The sequence below is a fragment of the Vibrio sp. Vb0937 genome (genome assembly GCF_033338855.1).
The window spans coordinates 50,997-66,343 of record NZ_JAWOTK010000017.1 but is presented as its reverse complement, the minus strand read 5'-3'; the positions used below and the strand labels follow the sequence as shown (position 1 = coordinate 66,343).

General features: G+C 46.0%; 15 protein-coding genes and 1 tRNA gene. 9 read left to right on the top strand and 7 right to left on the bottom strand.

Annotation, left to right across the window (positions count from 1 at the left end):
• Window positions 1–2: 2 nt before the first annotated feature.
• Together R7P67_RS17680 and orn are read right to left on the bottom strand one after the other, a co-directional pair.
• A tRNA-Gly gene (locus R7P67_RS17680) sits at window positions 3–75 on the bottom strand.
• 156 nt (window positions 76–231) lie between these two features.
• Window positions 232–777, bottom strand: coding sequence for an oligoribonuclease (orn, locus tag R7P67_RS17675; RefSeq protein WP_017635574.1), 546 nt, complete (start codon window positions 775–777; stop codon window positions 232–234).
• A 129-nt stretch (window positions 778–906) separates the two neighbouring features.
• Between orn and rsgA the strand changes: the two genes are divergently transcribed.
• From rsgA to R7P67_RS17655, 4 genes are all read left to right on the top strand, one after another.
• A complete protein-coding gene (gene rsgA, locus R7P67_RS17670) occupies window positions 907–1,971 on the top strand; it encodes a small ribosomal subunit biogenesis GTPase RsgA (RefSeq protein WP_005386419.1) in 1,065 nt (354 codons plus the stop codon).
• A gap of 116 nt (window positions 1,972–2,087) precedes the next feature.
• Entirely contained in the window at window positions 2,088–2,945 is an 858-nt protein-coding gene (gene asd, locus R7P67_RS17665; RefSeq protein ID WP_033907177.1) for an archaetidylserine decarboxylase, read from the top strand.
• Between the two features lie 165 nt (window positions 2,946–3,110).
• Entirely contained in the window at window positions 3,111–4,526 is a 1,416-nt protein-coding gene (locus R7P67_RS17660) for an SLC13 family permease (RefSeq protein WP_005386418.1), read from the top strand.
• A gap of 132 nt (window positions 4,527–4,658) precedes the next feature.
• On the top strand, window positions 4,659–5,546 hold the full coding sequence (locus tag R7P67_RS17655) for a DMT family transporter (RefSeq protein ID WP_005386417.1): 888 nt from the start codon (window positions 4,659–4,661) through the stop codon (window positions 5,544–5,546).
• An 82-nt stretch (window positions 5,547–5,628) separates the two neighbouring features.
• Here the strand turns inward: R7P67_RS17655 and gpmM are convergent, their stop codons facing one another.
• A complete protein-coding gene (gpmM, locus tag R7P67_RS17650) occupies window positions 5,629–7,161 on the bottom strand; it encodes a 2,3-bisphosphoglycerate-independent phosphoglycerate mutase (RefSeq protein WP_033907178.1) in 1,533 nt (510 codons plus the stop codon).
• A 547-nt stretch (window positions 7,162–7,708) separates the two neighbouring features.
• Here gpmM and R7P67_RS17645 point away from each other — a divergent pair.
• The 5 genes from R7P67_RS17645 to R7P67_RS17625 all read left to right on the top strand — a co-directional run bounded on the left by R7P67_RS17645 (window position 7,709) and on the right by R7P67_RS17625 (window position 12,139).
• Window positions 7,709–8,143, top strand: coding sequence for a rhodanese-like domain-containing protein (locus R7P67_RS17645; RefSeq protein WP_005386415.1), 435 nt, complete (start codon window positions 7,709–7,711; stop codon window positions 8,141–8,143).
• A 225-nt stretch (window positions 8,144–8,368) separates the two neighbouring features.
• Entirely contained in the window at window positions 8,369–8,833 is a 465-nt protein-coding gene (gene secB / locus R7P67_RS17640; protein WP_005386410.1) for a protein-export chaperone SecB, read from the top strand.
• Window positions 8,834–9,028: 195 nt separating this feature from the next.
• Window positions 9,029–10,066 carry an NAD(P)H-dependent glycerol-3-phosphate dehydrogenase gene (gene gpsA / locus R7P67_RS17635; RefSeq protein ID WP_005381474.1) on the top strand — a complete coding sequence of 346 codons (1,038 nt, stop codon included), beginning with the start codon at window positions 9,029–9,031 and terminating at the stop codon, window positions 10,064–10,066.
• Between the two features lie 78 nt (window positions 10,067–10,144).
• A complete protein-coding gene (gene cysE, locus R7P67_RS17630) occupies window positions 10,145–10,966 on the top strand; it encodes a serine O-acetyltransferase (RefSeq protein WP_005381475.1) in 822 nt (273 codons plus the stop codon).
• A gap of 27 nt (window positions 10,967–10,993) precedes the next feature.
• Window positions 10,994–12,139 carry a murein hydrolase activator EnvC family protein gene (locus R7P67_RS17625; protein ID WP_005381476.1) on the top strand — a complete coding sequence of 382 codons (1,146 nt, stop codon included), beginning with the start codon at window positions 10,994–10,996 and terminating at the stop codon, window positions 12,137–12,139.
• 73 nt (window positions 12,140–12,212) lie between these two features.
• Here the strand turns inward: R7P67_RS17625 and R7P67_RS17620 are convergent, their stop codons facing one another.
• The 4 genes from R7P67_RS17620 to epmA form a co-directional block, all read right to left on the bottom strand.
• Window positions 12,213–13,169: an acetyltransferase gene (locus R7P67_RS17620; protein WP_054575298.1), complete on the bottom strand. Its 957-nt coding sequence runs from the start codon at window positions 13,167–13,169 to the stop codon at window positions 12,213–12,215.
• A 144-nt stretch (window positions 13,170–13,313) separates the two neighbouring features.
• Window positions 13,314–13,949, bottom strand: coding sequence for a TetR/AcrR family transcriptional regulator (locus R7P67_RS17615; protein WP_005381480.1), 636 nt, complete (start codon window positions 13,947–13,949; stop codon window positions 13,314–13,316).
• 21 nt (window positions 13,950–13,970) lie between these two features.
• Window positions 13,971–14,345, bottom strand: a complete 375-nt coding sequence (locus R7P67_RS17610; protein WP_005381482.1) for a VanZ family protein — start codon at window positions 14,343–14,345, stop codon at window positions 13,971–13,973.
• A gap of 9 nt (window positions 14,346–14,354) precedes the next feature.
• Window positions 14,355–15,326 (bottom strand): elongation factor P--(R)-beta-lysine ligase, encoded by a 972-nt coding sequence (epmA, locus tag R7P67_RS17605; RefSeq protein ID WP_005381485.1) that lies wholly within the window; start codon window positions 15,324–15,326, stop codon window positions 14,355–14,357.
• Between the last annotated feature and the right edge of the window lie 21 nt (window positions 15,327–15,347).

Below are 15,347 nucleotides of genomic sequence, written 5' to 3'. Positions count from 1 at the left end.
GGAGCGACACACGAGGTTCGAACTCGTGACCTCAACCTTGGCAAGGTTGCGCTCTACCAACTGAGCTAGTGTCGCATCAACAACGTTTCCGCTGTTTAGGGCTGCGAATTATAAGAGCATTTTTTTGTGATGCAAGTCCTTCCTTCAAAAAAACTTTATTTTTTTACTGAACGACGAAAAAGCAATCAAAAGCGATATAAATTACAACAATTTGGATCGCAACCTTAACAGTTAAATCTTGAAAATAGTACCTCGATAGTACTTAAGTTCTGCGATGGACTCACGAATGTCGTCCAAGGCCAAATGTGTTCCCTGTTTTGTGAACCCATTTAGCACCTCAGGTTGCCAGCGACGTGCTAGTTCTTTAAGAGTACTAACGTCAACATATCGGTAATGGAAGAACTCTTCCAACTCAGGCATATGCTTGTATAAAAAGCGACGATCCTGCCCAATGCTGTTACCACATATTGGCGACGCCCCTTTTGGCACCCATTTTTCTAAAAATTCAATGGTTTGTGCGACTGCGTCTTGTTCTGAGATTTGACTGTTTCGAACGCGCTCCACCAAACCGCTTGCCGTATGCGTATTAGTACACCAGTCGTCCATTTTCGCCAGTTCTTCTTCCGGCTGATGAATCGCTAACACTGGACCTTCAGCCAAAATATTTAGTTCGCTATCCGTGACAATAGAAGCAATTTCGATGATTTTGTGCGTTTCAGGATCAAGCCCTGTCATCTCTAAATCAACCCAAATTAGGTTTTGATCGCTAAAGGACATGGTTACGCCGCCTATTTGTTTATCGATAAAAGAGGTACTATACCTCAAAATACGAGAAACACGATACTCATACACGGAGCCAAGAGTACGGCTCAACCATTTGAGTAAATTCACATAAAGTACAGAATTGTGGCAAAGAAGAAAAAGTTAACCAAAGGTCAGGTGCGACGCGTACGTAGCAACCAACAAAAGCGTTTGAAGAAGCAAGAAGATTCCATCCAGTGGGATGAAAACATGCTAGGCGCCAGCAAGCAAGGTCTCGTGATCACTCGTTTTGGTCAGCACGCGGACATTGAAGACCTTGAAACAGGCGAAATTCAACGCTGTAACCTCCGCCGTGGTATTGAGTCTCTAGTATCTGGCGATCGTGTTTTATGGCGCGAAGGATTGGAGTCTATGGCGGGCATCTCTGGTGTTGTTGAAGCGGTAGAGCCTCGCTCTTCAGTGCTCACTCGTCCAGATTATTACGATGGCCTAAAACCCGTTGCAGCCAATATTGATCAAATGGTCATTGTCTCTTCGGTATTACCAGAGCTATCGCTAAATATTATTGACCGCTATCTCGTTGCATCAGAAACACTGAATATTGCGCCATTGTTGGTCTTAAATAAAGTCGACCTTCTAGAAGCCGATGATCGTGCAATGTATGAAGAATGGCTCAAAGAATATGAACGCATTGGCTATAAAGTGCTTCTGGTCAGCAAGAAGTCTGGAGAAGGCATTGCTGAACTAGAAACCCTGCTGCGTGACCGAATTAATATCTTTGTTGGTCAATCAGGCGTAGGGAAATCCAGCTTAGTCAACGCGTTAATGCCGGAACTAGAGAGCGAAGTGGAAGAAGGCGAAGTCTCTGAGAACTCTGGCTTGGGCCAACACACCACGACGGCTGCACGTTTATACCACATTCCAACGGGTGGCGATTTGATCGACTCACCTGGAGTACGTGAATTTGGTCTTTGGCATTTGGAAGCAGAAGAAGTAACAAAAGCATTCGTTGAATTTCGACCATATTTAGGCGGTTGCAAGTTCCGAGATTGTAAACACAATGATGACCCAGGCTGCCTTCTACGCGAAGCTGTCGAGAACGGGGAAATTAACGAAACTCGCTTTGAAAACTATCATCGCATTTTGGAAAGCATGGTTGAAAACAAAGCAAATCGTCAGTATTCACGTAATAAAAAAGCCGATCTGTAATTGAGTTAAGGCTGTAACTGTGTAAAAAGTCTTCACCTAATACTGACAAGCAAATTAAATTTCAGTAACATCACGCGCCCTAAAGCGCGAATCTAACAGAAGTATCGGAATTAAAGATGGACAAGTTTAAAGTTGGACTGCAGTACTGGATCCCACAACACGGCCTCACTCGCCTAATGGGTAAACTGGCTTCAGCAAAAGCTGGCGGTCTAACAACAGCAGTTATTCGTTGGTTTATCAAACAATACAATGTGAATATGGATGAGGCAAAGCACTCAGATCCTAAGCATTTTAAAACGTTCAACGAGTTTTTCGTTCGTGAGCTAAAAGAAGGCGCACGCCCAATTTCTGAAGGCGAAAACGTCATCACTCATCCAGCCGACGCTTGTGTTAGCCAGTTTGGCCCTATTGAAGATGGTCAACTTATCCAAGCAAAAGGTCATCACTTCTCAGCACAAGAATTGCTGGGCGGTGACGCGAATTTAGCTGACGAATTTAAAGATGGTTCTTTTGCGACATTGTACCTATCTCCGCGCGATTACCACCGTGTACACATGCCATGTGACGGCACTCTGCGCCAAATGATTTACGTACCAGGTGACCTGTTCTCAGTAAACCCTCTGACAGCAGAAAACGTACCAAACCTATTTGCACGTAACGAGCGTGTGGTGTGTATCTTCGATACTGAGTTTGGTCCAATGGCACAGGTGCTTGTTGGTGCGACAATTGTTGGTAGCATTGAGCAAGTATGGGCTGGCACGATCACTCCGCCTCGTGGAAACACTGTCTACAAATGGGATTACCCAGCAGAGGGTGACAAGGCCGTGATCTTGAAAAAAGGCGAAGAGATGGGCCGCTTCAAACTGGGTTCTACTGTTATTAACCTGTTTGCCAAAGACGCGATTGAGTTTGACGCAAGCATGGAAAACGGTAAGCCAACCGTTATGGGCACACCTTACGCCTTAAAAAATTGAGTAAAACACCGTTAAGAGCCCTTTATTCAGGGCTCTTTTTATTGATAAAAAGCAAAACTCCGTTCGAAATTTAGCCTCTATTTCTCAAACTCATACCTGCCTCTAAGACCCTCATTCCACAATCAATTATCCTGCGCTTAGAATGAATATTTAGAGGGGCAGCCAATGCCAAAGATGAGTGTAAACACGTTGGCGAAATTGCTGGTGTGCTTTTTAATTCCGCTCGGTGTTTTGATGATGCCGATCGATGCTATTCCTATTGACGATCTCACTTTAATTCAGCATCGCCTGTTAGCTATTTTTCTTCTTGCTGCCCTACTTTGGGTTCTCGAGCCGGTTCCCGTTTTTGCTACGTCCATTCTTATTATCGCTCTTGAACTGATCATGATATCGGATAAAGGTTTGCATCTATTTCGCAATCCACCAGCGGGGCATGATTTAGGAGAGTTAATTGCTTACACCGATATTTTCTCGGCCTTCTCTTCACCGATCATTATTCTTTTTATGGGTGGTTTTGCTCTTGCGATTGCGGCTTCCAAATACGAGCTCGACAACAACCTCGCCCGAGTTCTATTAAAACCATTCGGCACCCAACCTAAGTTCATCATGCTGGGCTTGATGTTAATTACCGCCGTTTTTTCAATGTTTATGTCCAATACTGCCACGACCGTGATGATGCTAGCCCTGCTTGGCCCCATCGTCGCTTCAGCACCTAAAGGGGATTTAGGCATTAAAGCACTGGTGTTGTGTATTCCAATTGCAGCGAATACAGGCGGCATTGCGACTCCGATAGGCACGCCACCTAATGCGATAGCGCTTCAATATCTCACTGGAGAAAACGCGATAGACTTCCTATCGTGGATGACAATGGGTCTACCCTTTGTGTTGGTACAACTCACTGTAGCTTGGTTCTTGTTGCAAAAGCTGTTTCCGTCTAGCGAACCAGAAATGAAACTAAAGCTAGATGGTACATTCAAAAAGAGCTGGCGTGCGATCGTCGTCTACATCACTTTTGCACTAACCATTTTGCTTTGGATGACAACGAAAGTGCATGGCATGAATACATATGTTGTCGCGATTATCCCACTAGCAGTGTTCACGTTAACGGGCATTATGGGAAAAGAAGAGCTCAAGCTGATTAACTGGGATGTTTTATGGCTGGTTGCCGGTGGTATAGCAATTGGTATTGCCTTAGACAAAACGGGCTTAGCCGAAGCATTAGCGCACGCCATTGATTACAGCCTGCTATCACCATTTGCCGTTGTTTTAGCCCTATCAGTAGTGTGTTGGTTAATGGCGAACTTTATGTCTAATACCGCAACGGCAAACTTATTGATGCCTATTGCTGCCGCTATTGGTACATCCATGCCAAGCCTTATTGCGGTTGGTGGCCTACAAGGTTTACTGGTTGTCGTCGCCTTCTCCGCATCACTTGGCATGATCTTACCGGTTTCCACACCACCAAACTCTTTGGCTTATTCAACAGGCCTCATCGAGAGCAAAGACATGGCGAAAGTGGGGCTGATTCTTGGTTTGATTGGTCTACTTATCGTGTATGGCGCAGTTTTGGTACTGTTTTAATCGAAGAGCTCCATGAAAAAGCGTGTTGTCATGGAGCTGCTCTCCAGCTACTGCCCTTACAGAGCGGCTTTTACATCCCATAAATTTCGTGCATATTAAGACTCCTCTACTCTACAAGGACGTCGACACATCATGGGTTACGAATGGCTTGCTTTATGCGCCGCTTTTCTGTGGGCAGTTTCTAGCCTAATTTCGGTCATTCCTGCACAACACCTAGGCGCATTTTCTTACAGCCGCTGGCGTATGGGCTGCACAGCCGTGATCTTATCAACAATGGCCTGGATAACTGGCGGCTGGTTAACGGTTTCTTGGGAACATGTAACGCCAATGATGGCCTCAGGACTGATTGGTATTTTTATTGGCGATACCGCTCTATTCGCGTGTTTGAATCGTATGGGGCCAAGACAAGCCGGGTTACTCTTCTCTTGCCACGCCGTGTTCTCTGCCATCTTGGGCTACTTCTTATTTAGCGAAGTCATGACCACAATAGAACTACTGGGCGCATCATTGGTATTTAGCGGCGTGGTGATGGCGATATTCTTTGGCCGAAGAGGTCAAGTGAATAACGTCTTGGAAGACATTAAAGGTAACATCTGGGTGGGTATTGGACTTGGCTTAACCGCAGCAATGTGCCAAGCATTGGGCGGCATCATCGCCAAGCCAGTAATGCAAACCAGTATTGACCCAGTTGCGGCTTCTGCTATTCGAATGATCAGTGCCTTTTTCGCCCACAGCATGTTGTTAATTCTAGGAGTCAAAGTCGCTCGCTCGACGCAACACATTACTTGGCGCATATTTGGTATTACTGCCCTTAATGGTTTCTTGGCGATGGCCGTCGGCATGACGCTAATCTTATACGCACTGCAAGAAGGAAATGTAGGTATGGTTGCACTTCTATCTTCAACCACGCCAATTATGTTGCTACCACTGCTCTGGATTTACACTAAACGCCGACCAAACCGATTTGCATGGTTGGGCGCAGCCCTAGCTGTGATTGGTGCGGGCATTTTGGTTCAGTAACCTTACAGACCAGCCCTTATTGCCAGATACAAAAAAGCCCGAGTTTAAACTCGGGCTTTTGTCATTCGGAGCCGTTAGTTAATTATTTAACTAATACTTCACCCGTCATTTCTGCAGGGATTTCTAGACCTGCTAGAGAAAGCATTGTTGGTGCAAGGTCAGACAGTTTACCGCCTTCTTTGAATTCAACCGCTTTGTCACCTACATAGATTAGAGGCACTGGTAGGTTAGTGTGAGCAGTGTGGATGCCGCCAGTTTCAGGGTCGATCATCATTTCTGCGTTACCGTGGTCCGCAGTGATCAATAGTTGACCGCCAACTTCTTTGATTGCTTCAACCACTTTACCCACGCTTTCATCTAGAGCTTCGATTGCTTTCTCAGCCGCTTCATAAACGCCAGTGTGACCAACCATATCTGCGTTCGGGTAGTTACAGATGATGGTATCGAACTTACCTGATTTGATAGCCGCAACCATCTTCTCTGTTAGTTCTGGAGAGCTCATTTCAGGCTGCATGTCGTACGTTGCAACTTTTGGAGAAGCAACCAACTGACGCTCTTCGCCTTCGAATTCGTTCTCAACACCACCGTTGAAGAAGAAAGTCACGTGTGCGTATTTCTCTGTTTCAGAGATACGTAGCTGAGTTTGACCTTGTTTAGATAGCCACTCACCGTAAGTGTTTTCTAGAGACGCAGGTGGGAATGCGATAGCTAGAGGGATATCAGCCGCGTATTGAGTCAGCATCACAAAGTTGATTGCTGGGAATACTGCACGCTCAAAGCCGTCAAACGCAGGAACGAATGCACGAGTGATTTGACGTGCACGGTCAGCACGGTAGTTCATGAAGATAACCGCATCACCATCTTGCATGATTGCGTCTTCTTGACCTTCCGCTTTGATAGTTGTTGCTTTAACGAATTCGTCGTTTTCTTCACGAGCGTAAGCCGCTTCTAGACCTGCAACTGCCGTTTCTGCTGTGAACTCAGCTTTAGCTTGAGTTAGAAGATCGTAAGCAACTTGGACGCGATCCCAGTTGTTGTCACGGTCCATTGCGTAGTAACGACCTACTAGAGAAGCAACGCGGCCTTTACCTAGTTTCGCAAATAGGTCTTGGAAACGTTGTAGTGAGTTTTCAGCACTACGTGGTGGTGTGTCACGGCCGTCTAGGAAGCAGTGTAGGTAGATTTTCTCTGCGCCACGCGCCGCTGCCATTTCAACTGCAGCGTAAATGTGGTCTTCGTGAGAGTGAACACCGCCTGGAGACATCAGGCCCATGATGTGTACTGCTTTTTCAGCTTTCACTGCAGAGTCGATAGCTTCAACTAGCGCAGGCGTTTCTTCGAACTCACCATCCGCAATTGATTTAGTGATACGAGTCAGGTCTTGGTATACAACGCGGCCTGCACCAATGTTAGTGTGACCAACTTCAGAGTTACCCATTTGACCATCAGGAAGGCCAACATCCATGCCTGAAGCAGAGATTAATGTGTGTGGGTTATTCGCAATCAGAGCATCCATTACTGGTGTTTTCGCATTCGCAATTGCGTTACTTGCTGTGTCTTCACGGTAACCGTAACCGTCAAGGATAACTAGAGCCAGTGGCTTCTTAGCTGACATAGTGATGACCTCATCAAATTTAAGTAACTTTTGGCGTAGGGCCTCGCTGCCCTATCTAACCTTGAAACAAAACTAGCGTAATTTTACTACACTTTTTAACCAAAACTGTAGGTTAAGATCAAATAATGTTTGCGATTTATTGTTGCTATCTTACAAGTTAAGCGAACAACGAGTCAGTGCCGACAAACGTGTTCCACAAGCATAGTCATTTCTAATACGCTTTGTACACCCCAGTCTAAGTTCGGTTTTCTTACGCTTCTCATTCTTATTTTTGCACTTGAAACAGTGCTAATTTAAAGCAACATCAAACAAGATGGGTTAATACCTATTGTTCTCTTTTCTCAGTAAAACAGAAGTCACTTAAACCGATAAGTCCAATAGGCCAAAGCAATCAAGCTACCAGAGCGAAATGTACGGATAGTAAGGGCATAACGGGTTTATAGAGATCTCAATTATTCGTTAGAAAATTTTAACCCTCTCGCCTAAGAGCCGTAACCTCGCTATACTCCTGCTTTATTTTTCCGCCAACAGCGTAAGAGCTCAAGACATGCAAGAGTACATTGAATTTTTCCAACAGAACATGATTCTATCTTTGGTTTGGGTAGGTCTTCTTGTCGCCTTTATCATGAACATCGTGAAATCAGCGACAGCCGCATACAAAGAAATCAACGTAAACCAACTGACTCATCTTATGAACCGTGAAAACGGCGTTGTAGTGGATATCCGTACCAAAGACGAGTTCAAAAAAGGTCATATCACCGACTCACTTCACATTTTACCGTCAGACATCAAAGCGGGTAACTTGGGTAGCCTTGAAAACCACAAATCAGACCCAATCATTGTGGTATGTAAGACAGGACAGACCGCTCAAGAAAGCGCAAACCTACTAGTAAAAGCAGGCTTCGAAAACGTGAGCCTACTAAAAAATGGTTTGATTGCGTGGAACGAAGCGAACCTGCCGTTAGTTCGCGGTAAGAAGTAGGAACGTGGCAAGAACGAAAGTTCGTGTTTAAACGCGCTTTTACCAAGCCTCGCGGACAAAAAACTGAGCAAATTGAAAGCAGTTGGAGCACTAAGTTGTGACGCTTTGCACGTAATACACGCTTCATCTAGTCAAGGTAGATTGGCTCAGTTAGTCTCAGGACATACCAGTTTTCTGAGCTTAGACGTTTCTAGGCTCAACAAATATTGATTTAAGGATTAAAAAATGGCTGAAGCAGCACCTCAAGACGCACAACAAAACTTCGCAATTCAACGCATCTTCCTAAAAGACGTTTCTTTTGAAGCGCCGAACTCTCCAGTAATTTTCCAGAAAGAGTGGAACCCAGACGTTAAACTAGACCTAGACACTCAAAGCCGTGAGCTTGGTGAAGGCGTTTACGAAGTTGTTCTACGCCTAACCGTTACTGTGAAGAACGAAGAAGAGACTGCGTTCCTATGTGAAGTTCAACAAGGTGGTATCTTCACTGCTGAACAAATGGAAGCTGGTCAACTTGCACATTGCCTAGGCGCATTCTGCCCGAACATCCTATTCCCATACGCTCGTGAAACTATCTCAAGCCTAGTCGTTAAAGGTACGTTCCCTCAACTGAACCTAGCGCCAGTAAACTTTGACGCGCTATTCATGAACTACCTACAACAGCAAGCTCAACAAGGCGAAGCTGAAGCGTAATTCACGTTTTATAAGTGACGAATAGCCACAGTGCTGACGTCACCGACTCAAATAAAATGCACAGAGCGTCTACCATCCGATGCAATGTGCATTTTTTATTTCTGACAAAAGTTCCTAGTTCCTAATCGCCAGAAGGCGTAAAATTTGACGATTAGGAACTAGATTCTACTAGTAGCAAGACAATTAGGCGGTAGCATGACACAAGCAAATACAAACAATGCTTACGGTAAAGACATCGCAATGACTGTGATTGGCGCAGGCTCATACGGCACCTCTTTGGCAATTTCACTCGCTCGTAACGGCGCGAACGTTGTCCTTTGGGGACACGAGCCAGAGCACATGGCTCGCCTAGAAGCAGACCGAGCTAACCATGCCTTCTTACCAGGTGTTGATTTCCCTGAAAGCTTGATCATTGAATCGGATTTAGAAAAAGCCGTTCAAGCAAGCCGAGATTTGTTGGTTGTGGTTCCAAGCCATGTCTTTGGCATCGTGCTAAACAGCTGTAAACCATTCTTGCGCGAAGACTCTCGCATCTGTTGGGCAACCAAAGGGCTTGAACCTGAAACGGGGCGCCTGCTGAAAGACGTCGCTTATGACATTATCGGTGAAAACTACTCACTAGCAGTATTGTCTGGCCCAACGTTTGCGAAAGAGCTCGCAATGGGTATGCCGACTGCAATTTCAGTTGCGTCTCCAGATTCTGAATTTGTTGCGGATCTACAAGAAAAAATCCACTGTAGCAAAACCTTCCGCGTATATGCCAATAGTGACTTTATTGGTATGCAATTGGGCGGCGCTGTGAAAAACGTTATTGCGATTGGTGCGGGTATGTCTGATGGTATTGGTTTTGGCGCCAACGCCCGTACTGCATTAATTACTCGTGGCTTGGCTGAAATGAGTCGCCTTGGTGCTGCGCTGGGTGCACAGCCAGAAACCTTTATGGGCATGGCAGGTTTAGGCGATCTTGTCCTGACATGTACCGATAACCAATCACGTAACCGACGCTTTGGCTTGGCATTAGGCCAAGGTAAAGACGTTGATACGGCTCAAGAAGAAATTGGCCAAGTGGTTGAGGGTTACCGCAATACAAAAGAAGTATGGCTACTCTCTCAACGTATGGGTGTTGAGATGCCGATAGTTGATCAAATTTATCAAGTATTGTATCAAGGAAAAGATGCGCGCTTAGCAGCGCAAGATTTACTTGCTCGTGACAAAAAAGCCGAAGGAAAGTAGCAATCTACCGCCCTTTGCAGCTCATCTGAGAAAAATTGAAGTTGTCGGGTCACGGAAGAACCACTCTGGATATTGAGAATGAAACACTGCGAAAAACAAAAAGTCTGGAACAAAATTGTCTCAGAAGCCCGTGAAATGTCAGAACAAGAGCCTATGCTGGCGAGCTTCTATCATGCCACCATTATCAAGCATGAAAGTTTGTGTGCCGCTCTGAGTTATATTCTGGCTAACAAATTGAACACCGCTTCCATGCCAGCGATGGCTGTGCGTGAAGTGGTTGAAGAAGCCTTTGCGGCAGATCCAACCATCACTGACGGCGCGGCTTGTGATATTTGTGCCACGGTCAATCGCGACCCTGCTGTTTCAATGTACTCAATGCCATTGCTGTACCTAAAAGGCTATCACGCACTGCAAGGCTACCGAGTAGCAAACTGGCTGTGGAAGCAAGGTCGTCACGCTCTTGCGACTTACCTACAAAATCAGATTTCGGTAGCATGTCAGGTCGATATCCACCCTGCAGCGCGCATTGGTAGTGGCATCATGCTCGACCATGCAACAGGCATCGTGATTGGTGAAACTGCCGTGGTCGAAAACGACGTGTCTATACTGCAAGATGTCACCCTTGGTGGTACTGGTAAAGAATGCGGTGATCGTCACCCGAAAATTCGCGAGGGTGTGATGATCGGAGCTGGTGCAAAGATTCTTGGCAATATCGAAGTCGGTGAAGGCGCGAAAATCGGATCTTGCTCTGTGGTATTGCAAGCCGTGCCTCCTCACACAACGGTGGCTGGCGTGCCTGCAAAAATCGTCGGACGTCCAAAAACGGACAAACCCTCTCTCGATATGGATCAAGGCTTTAACGGCAAGTCGCAAAGCTTTATCCATGGAGATGGTATTTAATCGTCAACAAACCTTTTTGACAACAACGTGGTAGGTAACTCTCAAGTGCGAAAACAAAATCACCCTGTTCTACGCTCGGCTATTTTATTAACTTGTGCTTTATCTGCCACTTATCCCATTACCTCCTCTGCTGTGAGTCAGCAAGAGCTCAAAGGCGTATCCAGTGAGATAAGCCGTCAGCGCAAATCGCTCTCTTCCCAAGAAAAGCAGCTCAATGAGTTACAGAAATCACTAAAAGATCAAGAGCTTGGTATTTCTAAGCTTGAGCGTGAAATACGACAAACCAAGTCTAACCTCGCACAAGCAGACAAAAACATAGAAAACCTAGAAGAGAAAATTGCCTTGCAAGAAGCACAGCGTCAAGAGCAAGAAGAAGAACTCAAACAGCTGCTGCAAACGTATTACGTAACCGAGCGAGCGAAGGCCAATGGTCACTTGTTAAATCAAGGTGTGGAAGAAGACCGCATGAGCCAATACTTCCAGCATTTAGCTAAAGCACGTGCTGAAGTGATTGATGCGATCACCAAAATAACCCAAGAATTAGCGCACAACAAAAACCAACTCGAGCTAGAAAAAGAGCAAATCGAGACTCTGCTCAAGCAGCAATCCGAAAAACGTACAGCGCTAGCGAGTACACAATCCAAGCGTAAGCAAACCCTGAATAAAATTCAGAGCAGTATCAAGAATGACAAACGCTACTTAGCAGAGCTGCAACGCAACGAAACCCGTTTAAAAGCAGAGATCGCCAAAGCAGCGAAGCGTAATGCGGTGCCAATGGACGGACTCGGCAAACAGCGCGGTAAGTTGCCTTGGCCACTAAAAGGCAGTGTGTTACACAACTTTGGTACGCGACAAACCGGGCAGGTAAACTGGAAGGGCATGGTGCTGTCTGCCAACTATGGTCAACAAGTGAAAGCCGTTTATCCTGGTACTGTCGTATTTGCGGAGTATCTGCGCGGATACGGTTTAGTGGTACTGCTCGACCACGGCAAAGGTGACATGACCCTCTATGGTTACAACCAAGCCTTAACTAAAAAAGAAGGCGACCGAGTCACCGCCGGCGAAGTGATTGCTCTCGCGGGTGATACGGGCGGTCAAGACAGGCCATCGCTGTACTTCGAAATTCGTCGTAATAGTGAAGCGCAGAATCCGAAATCTTGGTTAAAGCGCTAATTATCTGACTTATTGACTTGTCATAAAAAAGGAGCCACTCGGCTCCTTTTTTGTATTCATATTTTGGAAAATACTATGCGTAGTAGGTTTCTACCGCATCAATAAAAGCATTCACATCATCTTTGCTTAACGCGTTGATTCCTGCCGCCGCCTCTCGCCCCCCACCTGTCGGGAACTGACCACACACGGCCACGGCACCTTGTTTATTGTTTAACGGGGCACGGAGTGAAACCGTATAAGTCCCATCTGCATTTTCAGTAAGTACCGCATGCGCAGAGTCAGGGTTTTGGTTTGCCAGCCAGTTGCCATAAACACCACTGATTCGGCGTGATGCCGCCGTGTTTGGTAACTCAAACAACTTCAGCTTACCGCTCTCATGCATGGCAGGCACTGCGAGAGCCGCCTCCATGTCTTGTTGGTAAGCCGATTGCAATTGGTAGTATGGCGAGGCCGTATCTTCAATAGCTTCAAATGGTGACGTGTACTTCAGCAAAGCTCGGTACAGCTCTGCAGGATGAAAGTGTAAATCTTCAACTTTCGAGCCGTAGCCGTTGTAGTTAATTAAAGTACCCAGCTCTTTTAGCTGCTCTTTCTGTTGCTGCGACAAGCCCGCGTTATTCGCTAACTCATCGGCTTTAGCAATCATGTTATCGCCATAAGCCGCCGTAATCGCCCAGTCATGAAAACGTCCATCGAGCAACTTATCGACAATCAACGCCGTGCACATGTTGGCATCGAGATCGATGTGCGCATCCAAATTACCATGCTGAGGAATGTCGCCCGCTTTGTGATGATCGGCGTAAAAGACGTGCGCGCCTTGAGCCAAAGCTTGCTCTAGACCTGCCATGTTCTTTTCCATCGAAATGTCTAACACAGTCAGCTCATCACCCGCTTGCACGTCTACTTTTTCCACCAGCTTGATGTCGCGCTTTACACCGGTTATTAACTGGGCATCGACAGGATCAGCCAAACGCAATTGTAGAAGAGCAATGATGCCATCAGCATCACCATTAAAAATGTCGTAATTCATGGGGCGATAGTTCCTTTATCGAGAATCTTATCCCTGCAAGGGTTTTTAGCGTATGGGACTATTGTGCGTGGCATATTTGACAAGTCAACTCGAGCCACGACTCGAAAATGAGAGTGACTCTCGAAATATTAAGCAGTTTGACGTTTAACTGTGTAGATTGCTAACCGCATCTTCTAATAACAGTAGCTGCTCTAAGCCCTGCTCAGTTGCTAATGGCTTAACGACATTAAGCATCTGCAACATCCCTTGCTTCACCATTTGCTCGGTAATGTTGGTTTTTGAAGCCATCGCGGATTGATACGCCAACCAACTACACGCAATCAAGTGCAATGTACATACCAATGACTTCAACTGTTGTTGATCGACATTCAACAGCTTCATCGTTACAAACTCTTGCATAATAGCAATGAGATTCGCTTGCAGCTTCTCTTGCACATCGATGTACTGCTCGTGTAGCTGTTCATCTCGTGACAAGATTTCTGGTAGGTTTGCGTAGAAAAAGCGGTATTTCCACATCAAGGTAAAAATAGAGTCTAGGTAGCTCTTCAGCATAGTCAGGCTCTCTTGCGAACCTTGAATAGGGGTAAATCTTTCTAAAAGTTCTGCTGAATAAAGCGCAAAGATCTCACGAACGATTTCTTGCTTATTGCGGAAGTGGTAATACAGATTACCAGGGCTAATTTCGATGTGATCGGCAATGTGATTGGTGGTGATGTTTCGCTCACCATGTTGGTTGAACAACTCCAGTGCCGCGTAGACGATTTTGTCGCGCGTTTTCATTGTTATCGTGTTCCCTCTTCATTAACGAATCGAGTATAGCGACTTCACCAACCTAGGTCGATAGAGGCTCCAAATACGGTAACATAACAGACCAGTTAAGATGCCAGTTGAGTTGGCGACAAGGTCTAACCAAGAAGTTTGTCGCCCTACATACCCTTGCAACCACTCAATAACGGCGCTGAATAGCAAAATACCAATCGCCACCGCCCAACGTTGACGCCAACGCCACACGCAAAAGCAACCTAAAAACGCAAAGCCGCTATACGCCATAGCGTGCTGCATTTTGTCGAGATACGCGATATTGCCCCAGTCTTGCAGTTCACCTGAACTCAGAGATAAAAAAGCGATCAATATGGCGTAGCTAAAGATGACGAAACGTGCAGCCGTCAGGTTCATTGGACGTCCTTATGCAATTGGAAATGGAAAGGCCGTCACTTGATCAATGTGGTCACAGCCTAGCGCCAGCATGATCAAACGATCGATACCCAACGCGACCCCTGCACAATCTGGCAACCCTGCTTCCAGTGCAGAGATCAGATGATAATCGATCGGCTGTGGTTTTAAACCCATTTCGATACGCTTTGCGTTATCTTGTTCAAAGCGCGCTAATTGCTCTTTCGGGTTATCCAGTTCATGAAATCCGTTCGCCAGCTCTATCCCCTTAAAGTACACTTCAAAACGATCCGCGACGCGATGATCTTGAGGATTGATTTTCGCAAGCGCCGCCTGTGATGCAGGGAAGTCGTACACAAAAGCCGGCACGTCCTGACCAATTTTGTTTTCTACTCCCACGCTAAATAGTAGTTGCAGCAGCGTATCGCGATCTTCTTCTGGCTCAGCAATGTCACTCAAACCCAGCTTGCTTGCCGCCGCTTTCAGCTCAGTCATCGAGCCTTCCAGTGGACACACACCCAACACATCAATGAAGGCTTGCTGATACGTCATGCGCTGCGCTGCGCCACACTTCAATACCAGCTGCAACAGGTCATCCATTTCATCCATCAATTTATGATGGTCAAAGCCAACGCGATACCACTCCAACATCGTGAATTCAGGGTTGTGGTAGCGACCATTCTCTTCATTACGAAATGCTTTGTTGATTTGATAAATACAACCGCTGCCCGCAGCCAAAAGGCGCTTCATATGGAATTCTGGGCTGGTCATAAAAAACAGCTTACTGCCATCGGCATAGCCTGGGCCAACAAACTCGGTTTGGAAAGTATGCAAATGGATGTCAGTCACGGTTGCGTGACTCATGGCTGGCGTATCGACTTCCATCACCTGTCGGTCAGCGAAGAATTGTCGAATCGACGCGATTAACGTCGCACGTTGACGAAGTTGGTCAATGGAAGCAGTAGGTTGCCAGTTGGTTTGCATAACAAGTCTCTCAAACTTTAA